Annotated in this window: 15 protein-coding genes; 11 read left to right on the top strand and 4 right to left on the bottom strand. The window is 64.5% G+C overall.

Annotation, left to right across the window (positions count from 1 at the left end; translation table 11 throughout):
- The first annotated feature begins 5 nt into the window (after positions 1 to 5).
- Entirely contained in the window at positions 6 to 1,169 is a 1,164-nt protein-coding gene (locus HLH27_RS13470) for a thioredoxin family protein (protein WP_246375894.1), read from the top strand.
- 75 nt (positions 1,170 to 1,244) lie between these two features.
- Here the strand turns inward: HLH27_RS13470 and HLH27_RS13465 are convergent, their stop codons facing one another.
- The 3 genes from HLH27_RS13465 to HLH27_RS13455 are packed head-to-tail and all read right to left on the bottom strand — an operon-like array spanning position 1,245 to position 4,747.
- On the bottom strand, positions 1,245 to 1,835 hold the full coding sequence (locus tag HLH27_RS13465; RefSeq protein ID WP_246375893.1) for a polysaccharide biosynthesis/export family protein: 591 nt from the start codon (positions 1,833 to 1,835) through the stop codon (positions 1,245 to 1,247).
- 45 nt (positions 1,836 to 1,880) lie between these two features.
- Positions 1,881 to 3,257: an outer membrane beta-barrel protein gene (locus HLH27_RS13460; RefSeq protein ID WP_182950562.1), complete on the bottom strand. Its 1,377-nt coding sequence runs from the start codon at positions 3,255 to 3,257 to the stop codon at positions 1,881 to 1,883.
- Complete coding sequence (locus HLH27_RS13455; RefSeq protein WP_182950561.1) at positions 3,254 to 4,747, bottom strand: hypothetical protein; 1,494 nt, start codon at positions 4,745 to 4,747, stop codon at positions 3,254 to 3,256. The genes HLH27_RS13460 and HLH27_RS13455 overlap by 4 nt, the downstream gene beginning before the upstream one ends.
- A gap of 232 nt (positions 4,748 to 4,979) precedes the next feature.
- Between HLH27_RS13455 and HLH27_RS13450 the strand changes: the two genes are divergently transcribed.
- Together HLH27_RS13450 and HLH27_RS13445 are read left to right on the top strand one after the other, a co-directional pair.
- A complete protein-coding gene (locus HLH27_RS13450) occupies positions 4,980 to 5,846 on the top strand; it encodes a glycoside hydrolase family 16 protein (protein ID WP_182950560.1) in 867 nt (288 codons plus the stop codon).
- Positions 5,843 to 6,718, top strand: a complete 876-nt coding sequence (locus HLH27_RS13445) for a glycosyltransferase family 2 protein (RefSeq protein WP_182950559.1) — start codon at positions 5,843 to 5,845, stop codon at positions 6,716 to 6,718. Before HLH27_RS13450 ends, HLH27_RS13445 begins: the two co-directional genes overlap by 4 nt.
- Positions 6,719 to 6,974: 256 nt before the next feature.
- Here HLH27_RS13445 and HLH27_RS13440 read toward each other — a convergent pair whose 3' ends face one another.
- Positions 6,975 to 8,960 (bottom strand): AfsR/SARP family transcriptional regulator, encoded by a 1,986-nt coding sequence (locus tag HLH27_RS13440; RefSeq protein WP_182950558.1) that lies wholly within the window; start codon positions 8,958 to 8,960, stop codon positions 6,975 to 6,977.
- 1,042 nt (positions 8,961 to 10,002) lie between these two features.
- On the opposite strand from HLH27_RS13440, the gene HLH27_RS13435 reads away from it, so the two are divergent.
- The 8 genes from HLH27_RS13435 (at position 10,003) to HLH27_RS13400 (ending at position 20,229) form a co-directional block, all read left to right on the top strand.
- Complete coding sequence (locus tag HLH27_RS13435) at positions 10,003 to 10,707, top strand: sugar transferase (RefSeq protein ID WP_246375892.1); 705 nt, start codon at positions 10,003 to 10,005, stop codon at positions 10,705 to 10,707.
- 7 nt (positions 10,708 to 10,714) lie between these two features.
- Positions 10,715 to 12,946, top strand: coding sequence for a GumC family protein (locus HLH27_RS13430; RefSeq protein WP_182950557.1), 2,232 nt, complete (start codon positions 10,715 to 10,717; stop codon positions 12,944 to 12,946).
- A complete protein-coding gene (locus tag HLH27_RS13425; RefSeq protein WP_182950556.1) occupies positions 12,933 to 14,081 on the top strand; it encodes a glycosyltransferase family 4 protein in 1,149 nt (382 codons plus the stop codon). Before HLH27_RS13430 ends, HLH27_RS13425 begins: the two co-directional genes overlap by 14 nt.
- Positions 14,078 to 15,376 (top strand): glycosyltransferase, encoded by a 1,299-nt coding sequence (locus HLH27_RS13420; protein ID WP_338029914.1) that lies wholly within the window; start codon positions 14,078 to 14,080, stop codon positions 15,374 to 15,376. The genes HLH27_RS13425 and HLH27_RS13420 overlap by 4 nt, the downstream gene beginning before the upstream one ends.
- Before the next feature lie 68 nt (positions 15,377 to 15,444).
- Entirely contained in the window at positions 15,445 to 16,560 is a 1,116-nt protein-coding gene (locus tag HLH27_RS13415; protein ID WP_182950555.1) for a glycosyltransferase, read from the top strand.
- Positions 16,548 to 18,131 carry a lipopolysaccharide biosynthesis protein gene (locus HLH27_RS13410; RefSeq protein WP_182950554.1) on the top strand — a complete coding sequence of 528 codons (1,584 nt, stop codon included), beginning with the start codon at positions 16,548 to 16,550 and terminating at the stop codon, positions 18,129 to 18,131. The genes HLH27_RS13415 and HLH27_RS13410 overlap by 13 nt, the downstream gene beginning before the upstream one ends.
- Positions 18,132 to 18,185: 54 nt before the next feature.
- Positions 18,186 to 18,962: a glycosyltransferase family 25 protein gene (locus HLH27_RS13405; RefSeq protein ID WP_182950553.1), complete on the top strand. Its 777-nt coding sequence runs from the start codon at positions 18,186 to 18,188 to the stop codon at positions 18,960 to 18,962.
- 205 nt (positions 18,963 to 19,167) lie between these two features.
- Positions 19,168 to 20,229: a glycosyltransferase family 8 protein gene (locus HLH27_RS13400; RefSeq protein ID WP_182950552.1), complete on the top strand. Its 1,062-nt coding sequence runs from the start codon at positions 19,168 to 19,170 to the stop codon at positions 20,227 to 20,229.
- Positions 20,230 to 20,396: the final 167 nt, after the last annotated feature.

The following is a 20,396-nucleotide window of genomic DNA, read 5'->3' as shown; positions in this document are numbered from 1 at the left end:
ACCGCATGACAGAAGATAATGCCAGTGCGAAAGATCGCGGCATGACGGGCATGTTTTCTTCCCGGGCGCGGCGGCGGGTGGGGCTTCTGGCCGCGCTGGCGCTGCTGGGGAGCGAGGCCGGCGGGGGACGCTGCGCGCTGGCCCACACCGTTGCCGGCAACGGGGCCGGCGCGGCTTCGGAACTGTCCGCCCGTGGCGAACTGCCGGTCGAGGGGGAGATGCCGTCGCTCGATGGGGCCGTGGCGTGGCTCAATTCGCCGCCGCTCGATACGCGGCATCTGCGCGGCAAAATCGTGCTTGTGGATTTCTGGGCGTATTCCTGCATCAACTGTATCCGCACGGAGCCGTATATTCGCGCGTGGGCCGACAAATACCGTGATCGGGGGTTGGTCGTCATCGGTGTGCATACGCCGGAATTTCGCTTCGAGACCAATATCGCCAATATCCGCCGGGCTGCGGACCGGTTCGGCATGACCTATCCCATCGCCGTCGACAGCGATCGGTCGATCTGGAACGCATTCGGCAATCAATACTGGCCTGCGCTCTATTTTATCGATGCCCAGGGGCGCATCCGTCATCATCAGTTCGGCGAGGGCGAATACGATACGTCCGAGCGGGTCATCCAGCAGCTTCTGGCCGAGGCAGCGGGGGAGGGAGCGGCGGGCGGGGAGATGGTCGTGCCGCATGCGCAGGGCGCGGAGGCTGCGCCCGATATGGCGAATATCGGCTCGGAAGAGACATATCTGGGGTATGCGCGCGCGACCGGGTTTGCATCTGCCGGGAGCGCGCGTCGGGATGCTTCGAAAAGCTACACATCCGGGACCCTGGCATTGAACCAGTGGAGCCTTTTAGGTGTGTGGACGGTGGGGGCCGAGCACGCGACGCTCGACGCGCCGGGCGGGGCGATTGCCTACCGGTTTCGTGCGCGTGACCTGCATCTGGTGCTGGGCTGTGTCGCCGGGGGGAAGCCGGTGCGGTTTCAGGTGCTGATTGACGGTGCGCCGCCCGGCGCCGACCATGGCAGCGACATCGATGGTGCCGGCGAGGGTGTCGTGACGGAGACGCGGCTCTATCAACTGGTGCGGCAGTCGGGCGCCGTCAGGGAGCGGACGTTCGAGATCCGGTTTTCCGATCCGGGCGTTGCGGCCTATTCGTTCACGTTCGGGTAGCGGGAATACGACATGCCGGAAACCTGTCATGCGCGATGACGGGTTTCCGGCATTCCCGAGTGCCGGGGCGGCCTGTCAGAAATGGCGTTCGTAGACCTTGATGACGTCGTCCGGCTTTACGTAGTCCTGCGGTTCGATGCGGCCGACCACCGCGCCGCCGGGTTCCTGACGGACGACATAGGCGTAGTCCTGGAAGGCGCGATAGGAGAAGCCGCCGGCCGCCGCCACGGCCTTCAGCATGGTCATGCCGGGCTGATAGGCGAACTGTCCGCCATGTTCGACCTCGCCGATGACGGAAACGGGGCGGTAGTCGATGACCTGCACGGTGACGCGCGCATTGCTGAGAATATGCTGGTCCTTGAGGGAGGCGGCGATGCTCTGGCTGAGTTCCCGGGTTGTCAGCCCCTCGGTCTTGACCATGCCGATCAGCGGGAAGGCGATGCTGCCGTCGACCGGCACGCGGGCTTCGGTCTGGAACTGGTTTTCGCCGAAGGTCGAGACGGTGATCCGGTCGCCGACGCCGATCGTGTAGCTCGCCGGGTCGTAGCGCGGTACCGGCGTCAGGTCGCTTCCGGGTGCGCAGCCGGCGAGGCAGGCCCCCGTGATCATGAACGGGAAGCCGAATTTGGCGGTACGGGCACCAATTGTATGACGGAGCGGCGACATATCGGAACTTCCCTGCTGAGGTTGGTTGGTGAGGATCGGTTGGGGTTACAGGCTGACATCCACCCGTATCATGATCGTGTTGACGGTGAATTTTCCCATCGTGCCCAGGACATTCTGATTGGAGACGTCGTAATCGAGGTTCAGCCTGAGGTGCCGGTTGATGAGCCATTGAGCGGAGAGTCCGCCGCCGAAAATGGTCTGGTTGCCGCCGGCCTGGGTCAGGATGCTGCCGACGAGATGGGTCGGCGTGTTTTGATATTCGCCCTTCTGAAAAGTGAAATGCCCGGACAGGATGACGTCGCGCCGATATTGGTGGCTGATGCCGAGCTGCAGATTCGTGTAGGTGAAGCCGGCCACGTTTTCGAAGGCGCTGTCCTCGATCCCGTGCTGGACGTCCAGTTGCAGGCGTGTCAGGCGCGAGGGCGCCCAGCGCGCCTGGGCTTCCACGATCGGGGTCGCGTAGTCGGGATAGGCGGCGTTGCGGTAGAAACGGCGCTGGTACCCGGCCAGGACGCGCAGGTCGACGAGGTGGACGGCGTTGTAGTCGAGCCCGGCCATGACGGCCAGTCCGTTGGAATCGCGGCCTGGGTAGCCGGCCAGCCCGTGCGTGTAGAGGATTTCGGTCCCACGCAGCATGACCAGCGCGCTGGCGGCCTCCGTCCAGTGATAGCGGCCCGTGAGGCTTTCGAGGATCACCGCGCGGTTGCGATAGGTCTGCGGGACGGAAATGCCGATTGCCGAGGGCAGGCGCGCGCCCTGGTCGAAGGCGAAATTGGTGATGTTGCCTTCGGAGATGAGGGAGAAGCGCCCGTCGCGCGCCAGCGTGTAGCTGAGTGCCGCGCGGTCGACCCGGTATTTGACGGGCTGGATGGTGGCGAAGCTGCCGAGCGTGTTGGGGGTCTGGACCAGGTCGAGATGGGAATAGTCGAAGCCCAGCCTGTCGTTGGCGATGTCGTGGTATCCGCCGATGGAGGCGGTCCAGGTCGTCTGGTTCTGGGTGCCTTGGCTTGGATAACGCAGGTCGGAGACCGAGGCATTGGTGTAGAGACGGTCTACCGACCAGTCGGAGGTCAGGCCGAGTGCGGCGATGGTCGAGATGATCGCGCTCTGCCCGCCGCCCGGCAGGCGATTGGCGTTGTCGATATAGCCGACGCCCTCGTTCAGGTCTCCGTTCAGCTTGAACCCGCCGAGATGCAGGCCCTGGGGCATGTATTCCCTGCTGATGCGGATCTGTTCGGAATCGACCCAGGTTTCACCGACCCCGCGCCCGATTTCGGGGAAATACTGGCTGAGGATCTGGGCGGACGCATGGGTGGGAAAGAGCGGGGCGGCGCAGGCGACGGCGCCCATGAGGCGGTAGAGCGTGCCGGTTCTGCGCGCCGGTCTGTCTGGCCCGTTCGTGACGGGAATGCGTATAGTCACTGTGTGATCACCCACGAATGCTGGAGGGGGCGGTCCCGCGTGTCCTGCCGGGGTTCGGGCTGGCGGCGTTCGGCGGGCGGGAAGAGACGGGCGGGTGTCCTGCTTGCCTGCGCGCCTTCCGCCCGGGCGATGCCGGAAACCAGCAGGGCGAGAAAGACGTAGAATGTGGCGGAGGTGATGGTCGGTGCCGAGACGCAGGCCGGAACCAGATAGCCGACGAGGGCCGCGCTGGCCCCGTTGACGACCTGGATATCCTCCAGTTTCCGGTTCATGCGGTGCAACGACCGGACGCGCGATACGAGGCGCCAGCCGAACCAGATGAGGCCGAGCATGCCGGGGATGCCGATTGCCGCCAGCAGGCCGGGAATGAGGCTGGACGACCGGTTGTTCCCCCAGCCGACGCCCAGGCCGAACGTGTCGAAGGCCGCCTGGAGGCTGTCGAGGTCGGTGGAGCTGCGCGCGTTATAGGACTCGCTGTCCTGCTTGTTCGTCACGCTGTCGAAGATCGTGCCGAGGCTGGTCAGCAGGTTGGGCGCCATGACGGTGACCAGAACCATCAGCAGGATGCTGAGGATGAGGAACTGGATGGCCCGCCGCTTGATCATGGGCAGGAACCGCTTCGCATGGAGTGTCAGGCCCATGAGGACCACGATCAGCGCGCCGATGGCCAGGGAGACGATCCCTGTCGCCGATGTGGAAAGCAGGACGCCGGCGATGGAGGCCACCAGGATGATTCTGACCAGGGTGCCCGGAAAATCATTGAGGATCAGCCATCCCGCACAGAAGGCGCCAGCCGCCATGTAGCCGCCAAACGCCGATGGCTCCGAGAAAGTTGCATTGATCCGTGGAAGGGAACCGACTGTTTGTTCGGTAAGGATCGACCATCCCGGATTTGAATAGAGCATGTCGGAAGGAAAGGGGACGTGTGCGACGTCGCTGGCGAACTGCCAGACGCCGAAACCGAAGGCGATCAGGACGCTTGCGAAATAGGCGTGCAGGATGGAGACGGGATGGAATGCGCGTCCCGGAGGGCCTTGTCTTGTCGTGTACAGCGCGATCATGACGAAAAGGACGATGTTGAGCGCCAGGTACAGATCCTGGTTGAGATTGGCCGAGCCCGGGGAGAGAAGGGTGATGACGAAGGGGGGCGTGGATTTCTGCGGCCAGACATAGACGCGCCCTTCGAAAAACCGGGGGCTTAGCCAGGATGTCAGGATTGCCCATGCCGAGACGACGATCAGGGGGACGGCCAGCGGCCAGACCCGTGCGCGGCCGGGATAGCGTGCCCCGAGCAGGAACTGCGTCCCGATATAGCCGACCAAGGTCAGGGCCGGCAGCGTGTTGGGGGCGATGCCGAAGCCGCCGATCGTGATGGCGGCGCTGGCCTCGAAGATTCCCATGATCACCATGAGCTGAATCAGCCGCTCCGGACGATTGGCCCATATGAGGCAGAGAGGCGCCAGGACCAGGAAGAAAAGCGTGATGCCCACGGGACTTCCTTCCACCGCGGTCATGCGGCATTGCGCACGTGGCGGCCAGAGGTGACGATTCGAAAAGATGGACGGAATGCGTTGGATGTATTAACCATCGTCTACGTCCGAGCGCGAATCAAGTTCATTTCAGGCGGGTGTCTCGCTTCCGGAAACGGCAAGGGGAGGTGGCCTCTGATCGGCGGGTGGCGATGCCACGCCGCAAGGAACCGGCATTGTCCAAGGAGACGCCATGACCAGGTCCATCGCAGCGATTATCGGAAGAGTGCGGCAGCGTATCGTCCCTGCCGTGGCGGGCGGTTTTGCCGTTCTGGGTGTCGGGTGGGGAGGATTTTGCGGGGCCGCGCTGGGTGCGCCGGGCGATGTGCTCGACCTTGACGGTCGGTCCGTGATCTTCAGCGATGAATTCGACCGTATCAGTGTCTCTCCGCATGGTCCGGACACGGTCTGGAGCGCGCATACGCCATGGGGCGGCGATTTCGGCGATGCTGTTTTCCGCGACAAGGAACCGGATTTACCGTTCAGCGTTCGAAACGGAATCCTTCGGATCGAGATGCGGCGTATGGCGGACGGCAAATGGCAATCCGGCCTGTTGTCGTCCGCGCCCGGGTACGGCAGCGGTTTTACCGCGCCCTATGGTTATTTCGAGATGCGGGCGCGCCTGCCGGCGGGGGATGGTGTGTGGCCGGCCTTCTGGCTTGAGGAGCTGACGCCCACAGGATCGGGGAAACATGCCGTGGAGGTCGATATCATCGAGCATTATGGGCGTTTCCCTGCGGCCTTCAACTCGACCGTTACGGAACGGAATCCGTTGAACAGCCGTGAGAACCATTCGGAGATGCATACCCAGCCTGTTGCGAGCGGAAGCCTGTCGCAGGCGTTTCACACCTATGGCGCGGATGTGACGCCGCAATGGGTGATTGTCTATTTCGATCGTCGGGAGATCTGGCGTACGCCCACGCCGGCGCGTCCTCTGGCTGGGCTGGATGTGCTCGTCGATCTCGGGCTGGGTGGTGGGTGGCCGATCGACAAGGCGCCGAGCCCGTCGATCATGGAAGTCGACTATGTCCGCGTTTACGAGAGCAGGAAGGCGCCATGAAGATTGTCGTTGGTATTGCCACGGCCGGACGGGCATCCGTCCTTGCTGAAATACTTCGTGACCTCATGCGCCAGACCCGCCAGCCCGACGAGGTGGTGGTCTGCGCGCCGTCGGAAGAGGATATGCTGGGGGCGGCCGAGGCTCTTCCCGGTGTGCACCTGATTACCGGCCCGCGCGGACTGACGCGGCAGCGGAATGCGATCATCGCCGCCGTTCCCGATGCGGATGTCGTGATGTTCTTCGACGACGATTTCCTGGCCGACCCCCATTATCTTCAGGCTGTCGAGGCGCATATGGCGGCGAACGATCGTACGGTTGTCGTGACCGGGGCGGTTCTGGCCGATGGAATCAAGGGACCGGGCCTCGGTGTGGCCGAGGGGCGGGCGATTCTGGCCGCGCGCGCGCAGGAGGGCGGGCCGTCGGCGCCCGAGCCCGTCTTTACCGGATATGGCTGCAACATGGCGCTGCGCCTGGCGCCCATGCGCGCTTTCGACCTGTGGTTCGATGAGCGTCTGCCGCTTTATGGCTGGCAGGAAGATGTGGATCTTTCGCGCCGGCTTGCTGCCCATGGCGACGTGCGACTTCTGCCGGATGCGCGGGGGGTTCATCTGGGTGTAAAGCGCGGGCGGAGTTCCGGGATCAAGCTGGGCTATTCGCAGGTTGCCAATCCGCTTTATATTGCGGCAAAAGGGGAAGGGTATCCTCGAACGCGCGCATGGGAGCATATTATGCGCAACCTGCTCTCCAATGTCGCGAAGGCTCTTCGCCCCGAACCCTATATAGACCGGCGGGGGCGCCTTGCGGGCAATATGCTTGCTTTTTTCGATCTCGTGCGCGGCCGGATGACGCCGGAGCGGGCGGCGACCCTGTGATATACGGTTTTTTTCGACACGCTCATCCTAAGGACGATCGCGCACGGGCATGATCCAGACAATCCTTGCCGCCATTGGCGCCTATATCGCTCTGAGTTTTCCGATCGCGCTGCTGATCGCGCGCTGGCTCAGGATTTCGCGCAGGAAATGACGGGGGCCGGGCGGATGGCTCCCTCGAGAGGGTCTGCAAAGTCGGTTCGCCGGTGAGGGCACGTGGCATGCCGGTCCGTGGACCGACTTTGCAGACATTTCCCAGTTATTCCGGAAGGCCTGTCAGGCGTAGTGCTGCTGCGAGCTTTGCGCGGGCCGCTGCGGGAAGATAGGGATGGGCCGCCATCACGCGCCGGATCGTCAGGGTCGGGTCGAGCGTTGAGAGGCGGGCGAGGATGTCGGCGCGTTCGGTGTCGTTCTCCTCGGTGGTCAGGACCACCAGATGGTACACGAGAGCCGAGGGAAGCTGCGGATAGAGGGCGGAGACCATCCGCCCGATCCGGCTTGCCTCCTGATGCAGGTCGGCCAGGAAGAGATAGAGGATCGCGCAGGGGTCGATCGCGACGCTGAGCGGCTGGGCATTTCCGGACATGCGGTAATTTTTCAGCAGGTTGCGCGCTGTCTCCTGCCGTCCGTTCAGCAATGCCAGGAGAGCCTGGAGGGCGCGGTACGGGGCGAACCAGGCCTGATCGCGGTCCTCGCCGTTGCTCTTGAATGCGGAGAGCAGGGCCTCGGCCGTGTCCGCGTAGCCGGGAATATGGCAATAGACGAAGGCGAGCAGGAAATTTCGGCTGATATTGTGCTGGGAAAGCACGGCTGCGTGCTGGGCCGCCGCCAGGGCGCGCGCGACGCCCTCCGCGTAGTCGCTCTGGAGGAATGCGCCGGCGCGCGTCATTTCCGTTACCGCCCGGGCGATGGCGACCAGGGGCTGGGTGGGGCCGAGCCATTCCGCGAATTTGAGAAGGTTTTCGGCTTCGTGTAGCGCGTGGTGGTTTGCCTGCAGCAGTGTGACCAGCGCCCGGGCTGCCAGTTGATCCGGCGCCAGTGTCTGGATGCTGCATTTGAGGAGGTACCGCGCGTGGCGGAGCACGGCGGCCCATTGCGACGACAGCACCGCGCCGGCAAGCAGGGGAGCTGCGTGGCCGGGATTCTGCCTGGTGTCGGACGGCAGGACGGCGCGTACCGTCCAGATCATTTCTCCACCGTTCTGAACGTCGATCAGTCGCAGCAGCAGGATGGCGTGTTCCCGCGTGCCCTCGGTGCCGGCATGGAGCACGCCCGTGCACAGGAAATCGATGTTTTTGGCGCGAAGATTCTCGATCCAGTCGGCTGTTGCGTTCTGGTCCTCGTGGGACGGGCGGGGGACGACCAGCGTGAAGGCGTCGGACCCGACGAACAGGATGTTGAGCAGGCTTCCGACCTCGTCGGCCAACGCCGTCAGCGACGGGTCTTTCGGCTCGATCGGCATGAGGGCGAGGCTCAGGGAGCGCACTTTCTGCAATGGAGAGGAAAGCGGAGAGTCGCTTCCCGCTTTTTGCGGGCGCTGCCCGATTTCGAGCGGATCGGAGAGGCGGCGCAGGGTTTCGAGCGCCGGGGCCCGGTCCTTCCAGGGGATGCGGCCGGGAGAAAGCGGGGTATTCGGCGGGGTGTGGAGGGACCCCGTGCGCGCCGTGGGGGTGTCGTGGGGGCCCTCGCCGGAGAGCGGGCCTTTTCCGTTCAATGACGGTGTTGGAATGAGGATTCTCGTGGGATCATTCTGGTTTGCCAGTTCTGATTTCATGAGATGCTCTAGGTGACGGGAAAATCGTGCCCGTTGGTTCTGGAGCCAGAGGTCGAAGGCCGGATCGATTCCGTTCAGGTCGATGACCAGCATTTCGTCGGGCTCGGCTGTCTTGTCCAGCGCATCGAGGCCGCGGGCGTAGATGTCTTCGACATCGACCGAGGTCAGGTCTGGCTTGAGCGTCAATGTATGGCGCCCGATGTCGATGATCTCGGTCCCGAAAGGCTGGAGCGCGTCGAGCAGGCGATGGATTTCCTGCCGGAGGGATGCGCGTGCGAGGTCGGTCGGGCGCTTGCTCCACAGGAGTTCGGTCAGGCGCTGCCGCATGACGGGCTTGCGGTTGGACAAAGCAAGGATGGCCAGCAATCCGCGCGTTCTCCGCGCGCCGGCCGGAAGAATATTCTGTCCGGTCGCGGTTATGGCGACCATCTGCCCGATCAGTCTGATTTTTAGGATGTTCGCCCCCGTCATAGGCACGTCATGCTAACTCCCCGTTCGCGATACGCCCTGTCTCTCGCCAGGCCATATGTCGATCAGATACGGAAAAGGAGCGGCTGTTATCTTTACGTCCCTTTTGTAAGCAGATATTGAAATGATGAAGCGGTGATCTGGAATCAGGGCAAACGAATGCCTGCCGCGCTCCGGATTGATTCCGGATCGGTTGAGGTTGGCGTCGGGCTCGCGCAGGAGGAAATGGCCTTCCTACCGTTCGGTTGCCTCGGCATATGCTGATCCCGTTTCCGCCCCAGTCAAATAACAATGGCGTCAGAGGAAGGAGCGCCGGACCGTGCCGGCGCGCCCATGCCGGATGCCGGGCGGGCGGAGCGCTAAAGCGGAGGGAGTGTTCGGTCGGTCGATGGATTTCCATTATCATGTCAGGCTTGTCGCGCATCTGGGTCTCCCTCTTTGGCGCGTGGTCTCACGGGCGCTTGGTAGGTGACATCACACTCTGGAGCCGAGCGGAAATTCATGATGGTTTACCGTTGAATGCGTCCATTCGTCGTGCAGTACAGGGAACAACGCCCGACAGGACAAAAAGACGCCATCAGAGACGTCCTCGGCGAAATATAAGAATTACCAAGATCTGTCGTTCCGAGGCGTAACGAAATATTACGTGAAAAATGGCGGATTTATTCGTTAAATCTCTTTTGGGCGATCGGCGCCGATTCTTCGCGCCCCAGCAGAAAAACTCGCATTTATGTGATCGGAATTTCGTGGAACAGGAGCGGTTTGACGCCAGGTTTGACGAGGAAATATAGGATTTTCAATGGTAAATGTTTAATTTAACAAATAAATGACGATAAACTTCGTCCGTAATTACTTTCGTTAATGATTAAAAACACATTACGTCCTGTTTTTATTATTGCTTCCGCCTCGTCCATACAGGCAACGTCCCGCTCATACCAGGGAGGTAGCGATCTGATCCGGGTCACGCCGCTTGAACTTGCCTGACAGCTTCATTCTTCGCTGATGACGAGGTGCTAGTATGTCTGGTCTGCAACAAGAGAAATTCTTGGGAACGGCCTTTATCGCGGACGATGCGACGGTTGTTGTTCCCTATACCGGGCTGATGGGCGTGCAGGTCGCCAGGCCCGAGAGTGCAGCGCCGATCCGCGATCCGCGCAAGCGTGTGATGGATATCGTGATTGCAGGGACGATGCTGTTCTTCGCCCTGCCTGCGATGCTGGCCATCGCCTTGCTGGTGCGCCGTGACGGCGGTGCCGCGCTGTTCGGTCATAATCGGATCGGCGAGGAGGGGCGGATTTTCCGCTGCCTCAAATTCAGGAGCATGGTTGCCAACGCGGATGAGGTCCTGAAGGACCTGCTGGCGCGGGACGAGGCCGCACGGGAGGAATGGGTCAGCACCCAGAAGCTGCGCCACGATCCGCGCATCACGCGACTGGGCCGCTTCCTGCGGGCGACCAGCCTGGACGAATTGCCGCAATTGCTGAACGTCCTGCGTGGCGACATGAGCCTTGTCGGGCCTCGCCCGATCGTTCAGGCCGAGGTCGAGCGTTATGGCGAGAATATTGCCTATTATTATGCGACCCGGCCGGGCCTGACCGGGCTGTGGCAGGTCAGCGGGCGGAGCAATACCAGCTACGCGCGGCGTGTGGCGCTCGATAGCGCCTATGTCCGGCACTGGACGATCTGGCAGGACGTCACGATCCTTTTGAAGACGATACCCGCCGTGCTGCGGCACGACGGTGCGCATTAGGCCCGCCATGACAATGCTGTCCGTTCGCGACGAATCATTCGTCGGGCCGCCGCCCCTGCCGCTTGCGGCAGCGGCGGCGGAGCAAGTGCCGCTGGGCAATGCGCTGGTCATCGTGCGACGTCGGCGGTGGACCGTCGTGCTGATTACGGCAGGGCTGTTCGTTCCGCTGGCGGCCGTGATCTTTTCCATCCCGCGCTATTACGAAACCCAGTCCTCGCTGCTGGTCGATACGGGAAAGACGGAGTTCACCGACCTTCAGGCCCATGGGGGGGCCGTGAGCGGCGATACGCTCATGATCCATACCCAGACCGACATTCTGCTGTCGCGGGACATGGCGGGAAAGGTGGTCGATCGCATCGATCTGGTCCATCGGCCGGAACTTCAGCAGATCATCCATCCGCCCGCGACGCCGCCGTGGCCGTGGTCGATGGTCGATACGGTGCGGCATCGGCTGGGCCTCGATCGTGTTCGGCCGCTGCCGCTTTCGCGCGCCGAGGAGCGGCAGGTCGCGGTCGACTGGCTGCTGCGGCATGTCACGGTGCGCAATGACGGGCGTTCGTACACGCTCGCGATCAGTGCCAAGACGAATGACGCGGCGCTGAGTGCCCGAATCGCGAATGCCTATGCCTCGGCCTATCTGGATTTCATGCGCGACCTCAAGATCACGACCGTGGCGCATGCCCATGAATGGCTGAACGAGCAGATCGGTGCCCTGCAATCGCGCGTGGCGCATGCGGAAAGCCGTGTCGAGGAGTTTCGCCGGGCGCATGGGTTGGTGTTGAGCCAGGAGGTCTCGCGCGACGGCGACCAGACGACGCTGACCGGGCGGCGGATGAGCCGTGTCGATATCGCGCTGACCGAGGCTACCAACAAGCTTGCCGAGCAGCAGAGCGCCTATGACCAGGTGCAGGCGGCGCGGCGCGGCGGATCGCTGGGGGCGTTGCCGGCCGTGGTGGCATCGCCGCTCGTGCAGCGCCTGTCGGGCGAATTGGCGGAGCTGGAAAAGCAGCGGGCCGGCCTGGGGGCGACGGACATGTCGGAAAGCCCGCGCCTGCGGCAGCTCGATTCCTCGATTGCCGGGCTTCGGGCCCAGCTTGGCGCGGAAGAGGGGCATATCGCCGGAAGCCTGCGAGCCCAGGTCGACGCGACCCGTGCCGAGGTCGCCACGCTGGAGGCGCGGGTGCGCGACCTCAAGGGGGCGGTCGCCGGCGAGAACGTGGCCGAGGTGCAGCTGCGCCAGCTGGTCAGCGAGGCGGAGGCCGCCGAAGTGGTCTATCGCGACTATCTGACCCGCTTCGAGCAGACATCCGCCCAGGCGGCGATGCAGGAGCCGGATGCCGTACTCATTTCCTACGCGCAGACGCCGCTCGGCCCGTCGGGCCCGCATCGGGGGCAGTTGCTTGGCGCGGCGGGGCTGCTGTCGCTCGCGGTGGGCTGCTTCGGTGCGATCATGCTCGAACGGCTGCGGCCGGGCGTGCGGACGCTGGAACAGCTCGAGCAGAAGACGACGCTGTTTCCGCTGGGCGTCGTGCCCTTCGCGGGGCGGGAGCGCCGGCCGCTGCTGGAATACCGGACATCGTCCTACACGCTCTCGGTCGATCATATCTGCAACATGCTGCGGCATGGTGACGACCGGTTTCGTGCGCAGGCCGTCCTTGTGACCTCGGCCCTGCCGGGGGAGGGCAAGACGTTTCTCTCGGTCGCGCTGGCCGCGAGCACGGCGCGCAACCATGGGCGTGCGCTGATCATCGATGCGGATATCCGCCGCAACCAGGTCGGCCTGTCGATCCGTCCGACCTTTCGGCCGCCGCCCGGCGAGGGGCCGAACGGAACGGGACTGCCGGGGCTGACGCGCGACATCATGCAGAATGTCGACCTGATCACGCTGCGCGGTGCGCGGCCCAACGGGAGCGGGCGGTATCTTCTCGACCTCAAGCAGCTCGGGGCGATCATCGTCGAGGCGCGGGGACTGTACGACCTGATCCTGGTCGACATGCCGCCGGCGCTGGTCATTCCCGATGCGGCCTCTGCCGGACGGCTGGTGGATGGGGCGGTCATCGCCGTGCGGTGGCAGCGGACCGAGATGGATGCCGTGCTGACCACCATGCGGCGGCTGCATGCGTGCGGCGTGCGCGTGCTGGGGGGCATCCTGACCCAGGCCGACATGAACGACCTGGGACGGGACAGCGGCATGCATGCCTATCTGGCACAGGATCTGGACGGCTATGACAACGCATGAGGCGCGGGAGCTCCCCGTCTATCTGAACGGCCGCTTCCTGCGGCAGACGCTGAGTGGCGTACAGCGCTTCGCGACCGAGATTTCGGCCGGGCTTGCGCGGCAGGGGGTGATTTCGGAGATCGTCGTCCCGCCCTCGGGCAAGGAGGGCGGGGGGGCGGACGCGACGCATTTCGCGAATGTCCGGATCAGGAAAGCCGGGTTCATGGGTGGCCATCCGTGGGAGCAGACCGCGCTTCCATGGGCGGCGGCGGATGGGCTGCTGGTCAACCTGGGCAATACCGCCCCGCTGCTGGCGCGCCGGCAGATCGTCGTGATCCACGATTGCGGGTGGGCGAGTGTGCCGGAGGCCTATTCCGCGCGCTTTCGGGCGACCTATCGCGTGATGCAGGCCGGGCTGGTGGCGCGACGGGTGCGGATCGTCACCGTGTCGGAATTCGCCCGGGGCGAGATCATGCATCATCTCGGGGCGCGGGCCGAGCAGGTTTCCGTCATTCCCGAGGGCGGGGAACATGTCAGGGCCGTTGCCGCCGACGCCACGGTACTGGCCGCGAACGACCTGGTGCCCGGGCGCTATGTGCTGGTGGTGGGCAACCTGGTCGCGCACAAGAACCTGCGGGTTCTCGCGAAGCTGGGCGAGGCGCTGGAGGCGCGCGGCATGGTGCTGGCCATCGTGGGCGCGCGACGGGACGGGATCTTCCAGCAGCAGGGCGGCGAGGACATGCCACGGGCCGCCCGCTATCTGGGCCGGGTGTCGGATGGTGCGCTGCGCGCGCTGTACGAGCATGCCGCCTGCTTCGTATTTCCCTCGCGCTACGAAGGGTTCGGGTTGCCGGCGGTGGAGGCGATGGCCTGCGCCTGCCCGGTCGTCGCGAGCGACATCCCGGTCCTGCGGGAAGTCTGCGGCGAGGCCGCGCTGTTTGCCGACCCGTTCTCGCAGAATGCCTTCGTGCGGCAGGTCATGCGCATCCTCGACGAGGATGGGCTGGCCGACCGGCTGCGCGACGCCGGGGCGGCGCGCCTGCTGCGCTACAACTGGACCCAGGCCGGCACCGCCATGGCCGGTGTCATCCATGCCGCCCTGCGTGCCGTGCCGACACAGATTCGTCGTCCCTCAAGCATGGAGCCGTCCAGATGATGCGCAATTCGCATGCCGTGCCGGCGCAAGGGGCTGCCGGGCGGACAGAACAGGGCCCCCGGATCGCGGTGATCCACGAATGGCTGGAGAAGCATGCCGGGTCGGAGCATGTGCTGGAGCAGATCCTGCTGTGCTATCCCTCGGCGGATGTCTTCGTGGTTGCGGACTTCATGCCCCCGAAGCAGAGGGGATTTCTCGATGGGCATGCGGTCCGGACCTCGTTCATCCAGAAACTTCCCTTTGCCCGGAAGCATTTCCGCAAGTTTCTGGGCCTGATGCCGCTGGCTGTCGAGCAGTTCGACCTGACGGGGTACGATCTGGTGATTTCCAGCCATCATGCTGTCGCGAAAGGGGTCATTACCGGGCCGGACCAGCTTCATGTCAGCTATGTCCATAGTCCGATGCGCTATGCCTGGGACCTTCAGGCCCGCTATCTGGAGGAACGGGGGCTGCGCTGGGGGGCGATGGGTCTTTATACGCGCTGGCTTCTGCACCGGCTGCGGAACTGGGATGCACGGTCGGCCTCGGGCGTGGACCTGTTTGTCGCCAATTCGCACTATATCGCCCGGCGCGTGCAGAAGGCGTGGCGCCGGGAGGCGCTTGTCCTGAACCCGCCCGTTGCCGTCGACAAGTTTTGCCTGTCGTCGGAGCGGCAGGATTTCTATCTGGTCGTCTCGCGCTTCGTTCCGTACAAGCGGATCGACCTGATTGCCGAGGCGTTCAGCAGGATGCCCGACCGCAGGCTCGTCATCGTGGGCGAGGGCGAGGGGGATGCGGCGATCAGGGCGGCGGCGGCCGGATGCGCGAATATCGAGATCCGCAAGCCCGTGCGGATCGACGAACTGGTCTCGCTGATGGGGCAGGCGCGGGCTTTCGTCTTCGCCGCCGCCGAGGATTTCGGTATCGTCATGGCCGAGGCCCAGGCCTGCGGCACGCCGGTCATCGCCTATGGCGTGGGGGGCGCCTGCGATATCGTGATCGATGCCGATGCGGCCGATCCGACCGGGCTGCTGTTTGCCGAGCAGACGGCGGAGGCGATCGTCGCGGCCGTGCGGGCGTTCGAGCAGAAGCGCCACCGTATCCGTGCCGAAACCTGCCGTGCCAATGCCATGCGCTTTTCGGAAGCGGAATTCCGGCGGCGTTTCATGGAAATCGTCGACGAGGCGATAGCCGCGCGTGCATCCCAGCCGCCGGCCCCGGCCGGGCGGATCGGAGCGGTGCGGGACCTGCACGGGATCGTGGCGGAAAATGCAGGCGAATCGCGACGTCAGGGACTGAAAGACGAAGTGATATGAATACATTTTCCGAATCACGCAGAACGGTTATCCATCTGTCCAAACATTGCGGCCGTGGAAACGGCAATGTGCATGTTGCCGTCGACCTGGCCTGCGAGCAGGCGAGGGCCGGGCATGACGTCTATTTCTGCAGCGGGGGCGGCACGTTTGTCGGGCTGCTGGAGCGCGAGGGGGTCCACCACCTGACGCTGGTGCAGGACCACCGGAAGCCTTTCGCACTTCTGCGCAGCAGCCTGGTGCTGGCGCGGCTGTGCCGGACCGTCCGCGCGGACATCCTGCATGCCCATATGATGGGGGGTGCGCTGATCGGTGCCCTTGCCTCGCGCCTGACCGGCGTTCCGCTGGTTACGACGGTGCATAATTCCTTCGACCGGCATTCGGTCCTGATGCGGCTGGGCGAGAGGATCGTGGCCGTCAGCGAGGTCGACCGGAATGTGCTCGTCGATCGCGGCTTTCCGCGGGCCCGGACGCGGGTGGTGTGGAATGCGCCGGTCGCGTCTGCCCGGCAGGAACTGGTGGCCGCGGAGACGGTGCCGGATGCGGTGCCGGCGCTGCGCCGCCCCAATATTACCGTGATCTGCGGCCTGCATGCGCGCAAGGGCGTGTTCGACGTCATCGAAGCGGCGGCGTCGCTGCTGCGGGCCAGGCCGGAATGGACGCTGTATATCGCCGGCGAGGGCCCGGACCGGGCCGAACTGGATGCGCGGGTCGCGGAACTGGGCCTGGCGGAGCGGATCGTCTTTCTGGGCTATGTGGAGGGTCCGGAGGTTCTCTACAGCCAGACCGATATCTTCGTGCTGGCCTCGCATGCCGATCCGGGCAGCCTGACGATCGGCGAGGCGCGTGCCGCGGGGTGCGCGATCGTCGCGACCTCGGTCGGCGGAACGCCCGAGATGCTGGGATTTGGCGCGTCCGGGCGCCTGGTTCCGCCCGGGCGCCCCGATATCCTGGCGCGGGAGCTTGGCGAGATCATGGGCAACCCGGACCGCCGGCTGGCCATGGGGCGGGCCGCGCGGCGGGGGGCCGATGTCTTCAACGCCCGGCGGCTGGTGCCGGACTATATGAGCGTGTACGAGGAGGTCGTCCGCAGACGCCGCCCCGGACGGACATCGTCCGCCGGCGCCGCGGATCGTGGCGCCGCCTCGGGCTCGATGCCGGGCAGGGGGGGCGTATGTCCGGGATAGCGAAGCCGTCCAATATCGGCGCGCGTACCGCGACGGGGGCGGCGCTGATGGTCGCCGCGCGCCTGATGACGCGCTTTATCGACCTGGGCAGCATGCTGGTGCTGACGCGCATCCTGGTGCCGGCCGATTTCGGGCTGGTGGCGATTGCCGGCAGCCTGTGCGCGCTGATGGAGGCGATCCTGGAATTGCAGATCAACCAGGCGCTGCTGCGCCTGCCGGCCGTCGCGCGGCTGCATTACGACACCGCCTTCACGATCGGGCTGATCCGCGGTGTGGTTTTGATGGCGATCCTGGTGGCCAGCGCGTTTCCCGTCGCGCGGTTCTACCACGATGCGCGGCTGTTCCCGCTTGTATGCTTTCTGGGACTGAGCCCCTTCATGCGCGGGATCATGAGCCCGCGCATGGTCGCCTTCCAGAAGCAGCTGAGCTTCGGGCGGGATTTCGCCATCGAACTGTGCGGCAAGGGCATCAGCTTCGTCTTCGGTACCGGGATGGCGCTGCTGACGCACAGCTATTGGGCGATTGCGCTGAATACGGTGATGTATTCCGGCGCCATGATGGTGCAATCGTACTGTTTTGCGCCCTATCGCCCGCGGCTGAGCCTGCGCGAGATCCATGTCTTTGCCGGCTTTACCGGCTGGATGACGATGGCGCAGATCGTCAGTGCCCTCAACTGGCAGTTCGAGCGGCTGTTGCTGGGCAAGGTGATGAGCCGGTCGGCCCTGGGCATGTTCTCGACGGCCATCGACATCACGAACATTCCTTTCCTGGCCCTGTTTACCCCGATGGCGCGGCCGTTGCTGGCGGCGTTTTCGCATCTCGGCGAGGATCGGGAGCGGCTGGCCGCGAGTTACCAGAAGGCGTCGGTGGCCATGGCGACGGTCGGGCTGCCGCTGCTGATCGGCGAGAGCCTGGTTGCGGACAGCACGGTGCGGGTGGTCGTCGGGCCCGCCTGGGCGGGGGCGGTGCCGATGGTGCGCTGGCTGGCCCTGAGCCTGACGCCCGCCGTGTTCACGCTGGCGACCTGGCCGCTGCTGCTGGCGTTTGGACGGACGAAGACGCTGCTGAAGCGCAATCTGCTGGAATTCGGCGTCAAGTTTCCGCTGGCGATTGCCGGTGTGCTGTATGCGGGATTTTCGGGCGTCATCGCCGCGCGCTTTGCGTCGGAACTGGCATCGGACATTTTCGGGCTGTTTCTGGTGCGCGGCCTGACCGGGCTGGGTGTCTGGGAGCAGGTGCTGGGGTGGAAGCGCAGCGTCGGGGCGTCGGTGTTCATGGTGCTGGCGGTCGAGGGGCTGAAATGGCTGCTGCCGCCCGTCGACACGCTGGCGCATGCGGCGGTCGACCTGCTGGCCTGCGGCGCATGCGGAGCCGTGGCGTACACGGTCGGGCTTTGCGGGCTCTGGGTCGTTTCGGGACGCCCGGACGGGATCGAGACGATGGTTTTCGACCGGGCCCGCCGTACCCTGTCCGCGATGAAGGGCAGGGGCGGCGGCATGTTCGGCAGGCCGGTGCCCTTTCCCGCCAGCCAGCCCGTCGTCGAGCAGGGCGGCCAGGATTCGTTTCACTGAAAGCCGGTGTCGATGCGCGGCATCGGGGGAATTCGTTCTTGATCGAGGAAGCGGATGACAAAGACCCTCATTCGAGTGATCAGCGTTGCAGGTAGTGCCCGGCGCGACACATTCCATCGCCCCCCGGCGGGGGTGGAGTGGGAATTTTTCGATGCGTCCACCGGTCTGGCCGAGGGGTTCGAATATGATATCGACATCGCCTGGGCCCATATAAAGCGCGCGCTCGCGCCCGGCGAGATCGGGTGCTATTGCAGCCATGTCCGGGCGTGGCAGGCGTTCCTGGCCGACCCGACGGCGGACCAGATCCTGGTCGTCGAGGACGATGTGTATGTCGACTGGCCCGTCACGCTGCATCTCACCGAGGTCGACTGGGCGTCGAAAGGTGTGCATTTCCTGAAATTCTTTGGGCGATTCCCGGCGAAATTTCATGTTGCGGAGTGGAATTATCCGATCTGGGACCGGCATGTGGTGCAATATGAGACCCAGCAGTTCGGCACCCAGATCTATCTTCTGACACGGCACGCCGCCACGCGCTTCGTGCAGAATTTCCGCAGGCTTTCGCGGCCGATCGATGCCGAGATGGAGCGCCCCTGGGCAACCGGCATCCCCGTTGCCGGGATCGTGCCGCCGACGGCCCTTGAACTGTCGGTGCCGAGTTCCGTCTCCGGCCGGCATGCCGACCGGCAGGCCACGCATCTTGAAAGCGCGCGCTATTACAGTGGCCGTGTCCTGGAGCGGTTGCGCGGGCGGATGTACCGGACGGCGGGACCGCGCGTGAAGATCAGCGGGAAGGACCTGTCGCAGTCCGTATTCGATTACCGGAACCAGTGATGGAGGGGAAACTGGCCGGTTGTCCGCATGATGGTCATCCGGATGATCGTTGTCAAAAAGAGACGACAGGATATCCGCGGCAAATCCAACTGCGGCCGGGAACGTTGAGGTTGCTGCGCGACGTGGGCCGGAAGGCGGAAGCCGGATTCTTCGACCGGAGCCTGTCTGGCGGTTTGAGTGGATACCGTGAGGAGAGCGAGAGCCCATGCGAACCGGAGAGCCGGCGCGAGCCGAGAATCAGTCCCAGGGGGTAGCGAAGATCTGTGTCTGCTATACGCCGGATCTGTCGTACCTCTTCCCGAGTTTTGTCAGCGCGTTGCAGGCGCGGCGGTTTGCGCCGCGGAGCCTGGCGGATATCGTCATCATCGCGTTCGGGATCGATCCGGTTGCCGAAGTGATCTTCGCGGAGGCGTGCGCGCGGGCCGATATCGTGTTCATGAGCCGGAGCGAGGCCGATATCCAGGGGGCGCCCGCCATGCTGGCGCGCCTGTTCCTGTCGGATCTGCTGCCGCCGCAATACGAGTCTTTCCTGTATGTGGACGGTGATACCCAGATCCGGGGTCCGCTGGACGACCTGCTGATGAAGCCTGTCCCGCACGGAATGTTCTACGGTACCGCCGACCCGATGACGTTTACGCGTGGTGACGAGGACCGGCTTAGCCGCTCGGTCGCCGCGCATTTCGCGTCGCTGGGCCTGTCGTCGGCCGATACGTGCCGGTATTTCAATACCGGGGTGATCTATGCCGAGCGCAGGGGGTGGGCGCGGATCGGCGCGGAAGCCTGGAAGGTCTTTTCCAGCCAGTCGGGGGCCTCGCGCTTTCCGGACCAGGATGTTCTGAACCTGGTCGGGCTGCCTTATTGCCTTTCCATGTCTTTGGCGTGGAATTTTCCGGTCTATATGAACAATATCCGTGTCGCCTCCGCGATCAGGCCGCGCATCGTTCATTACATGTCGCGGCCCAAGCCGTGGGAGGGGGTGTTTCCGCCCTGGAACGCCGATGCCTCGGTGGCTTATCGGGAGGCCGCGCTGGCCTTTCCGGAGACGGCGCGGTACTGGCGGCGGATGGGGCGCATGAAATGGGTGCGCTATCATGTCCAGCAGCGCTACAAGCGGATGCAGGAGATATTTGCGTGGGGGTTCGGAGCCAAGAGGCGCCGGATCCTGGCCTATGAGCGCATGCTGAAGCGGGCGGAGGCCATGCCGGGCCTGTCGGACCGGGCGGTGGTGCAGCCGGTGCTGTCGCCTTCGGTCGGGGCCACGTTCTGACACCGTGCGGACGCGCGCCACATGATCCTGCGACCAGGAAGAGAGCGGAAGGAGCTTGCCATGTCTGACACGACCTTGCCGATGATCGGCACCGAAGCCGCGAGCACGACCCGGATTGTGCCTGTCATCCTCTCCGGCGGGACGGGCAGCCGGCTGTGGCCCCTGTC

The organism is Gluconacetobacter takamatsuzukensis (assembly GCF_014174275.1).
In the GTDB taxonomy this organism is placed as follows: domain Bacteria; phylum Pseudomonadota; class Alphaproteobacteria; order Acetobacterales; family Acetobacteraceae; genus Gluconacetobacter; species Gluconacetobacter takamatsuzukensis.
Note: the sequence above shows the minus strand (reverse complement) of the source record. Positions and strands in the feature narration are given on the sequence as shown.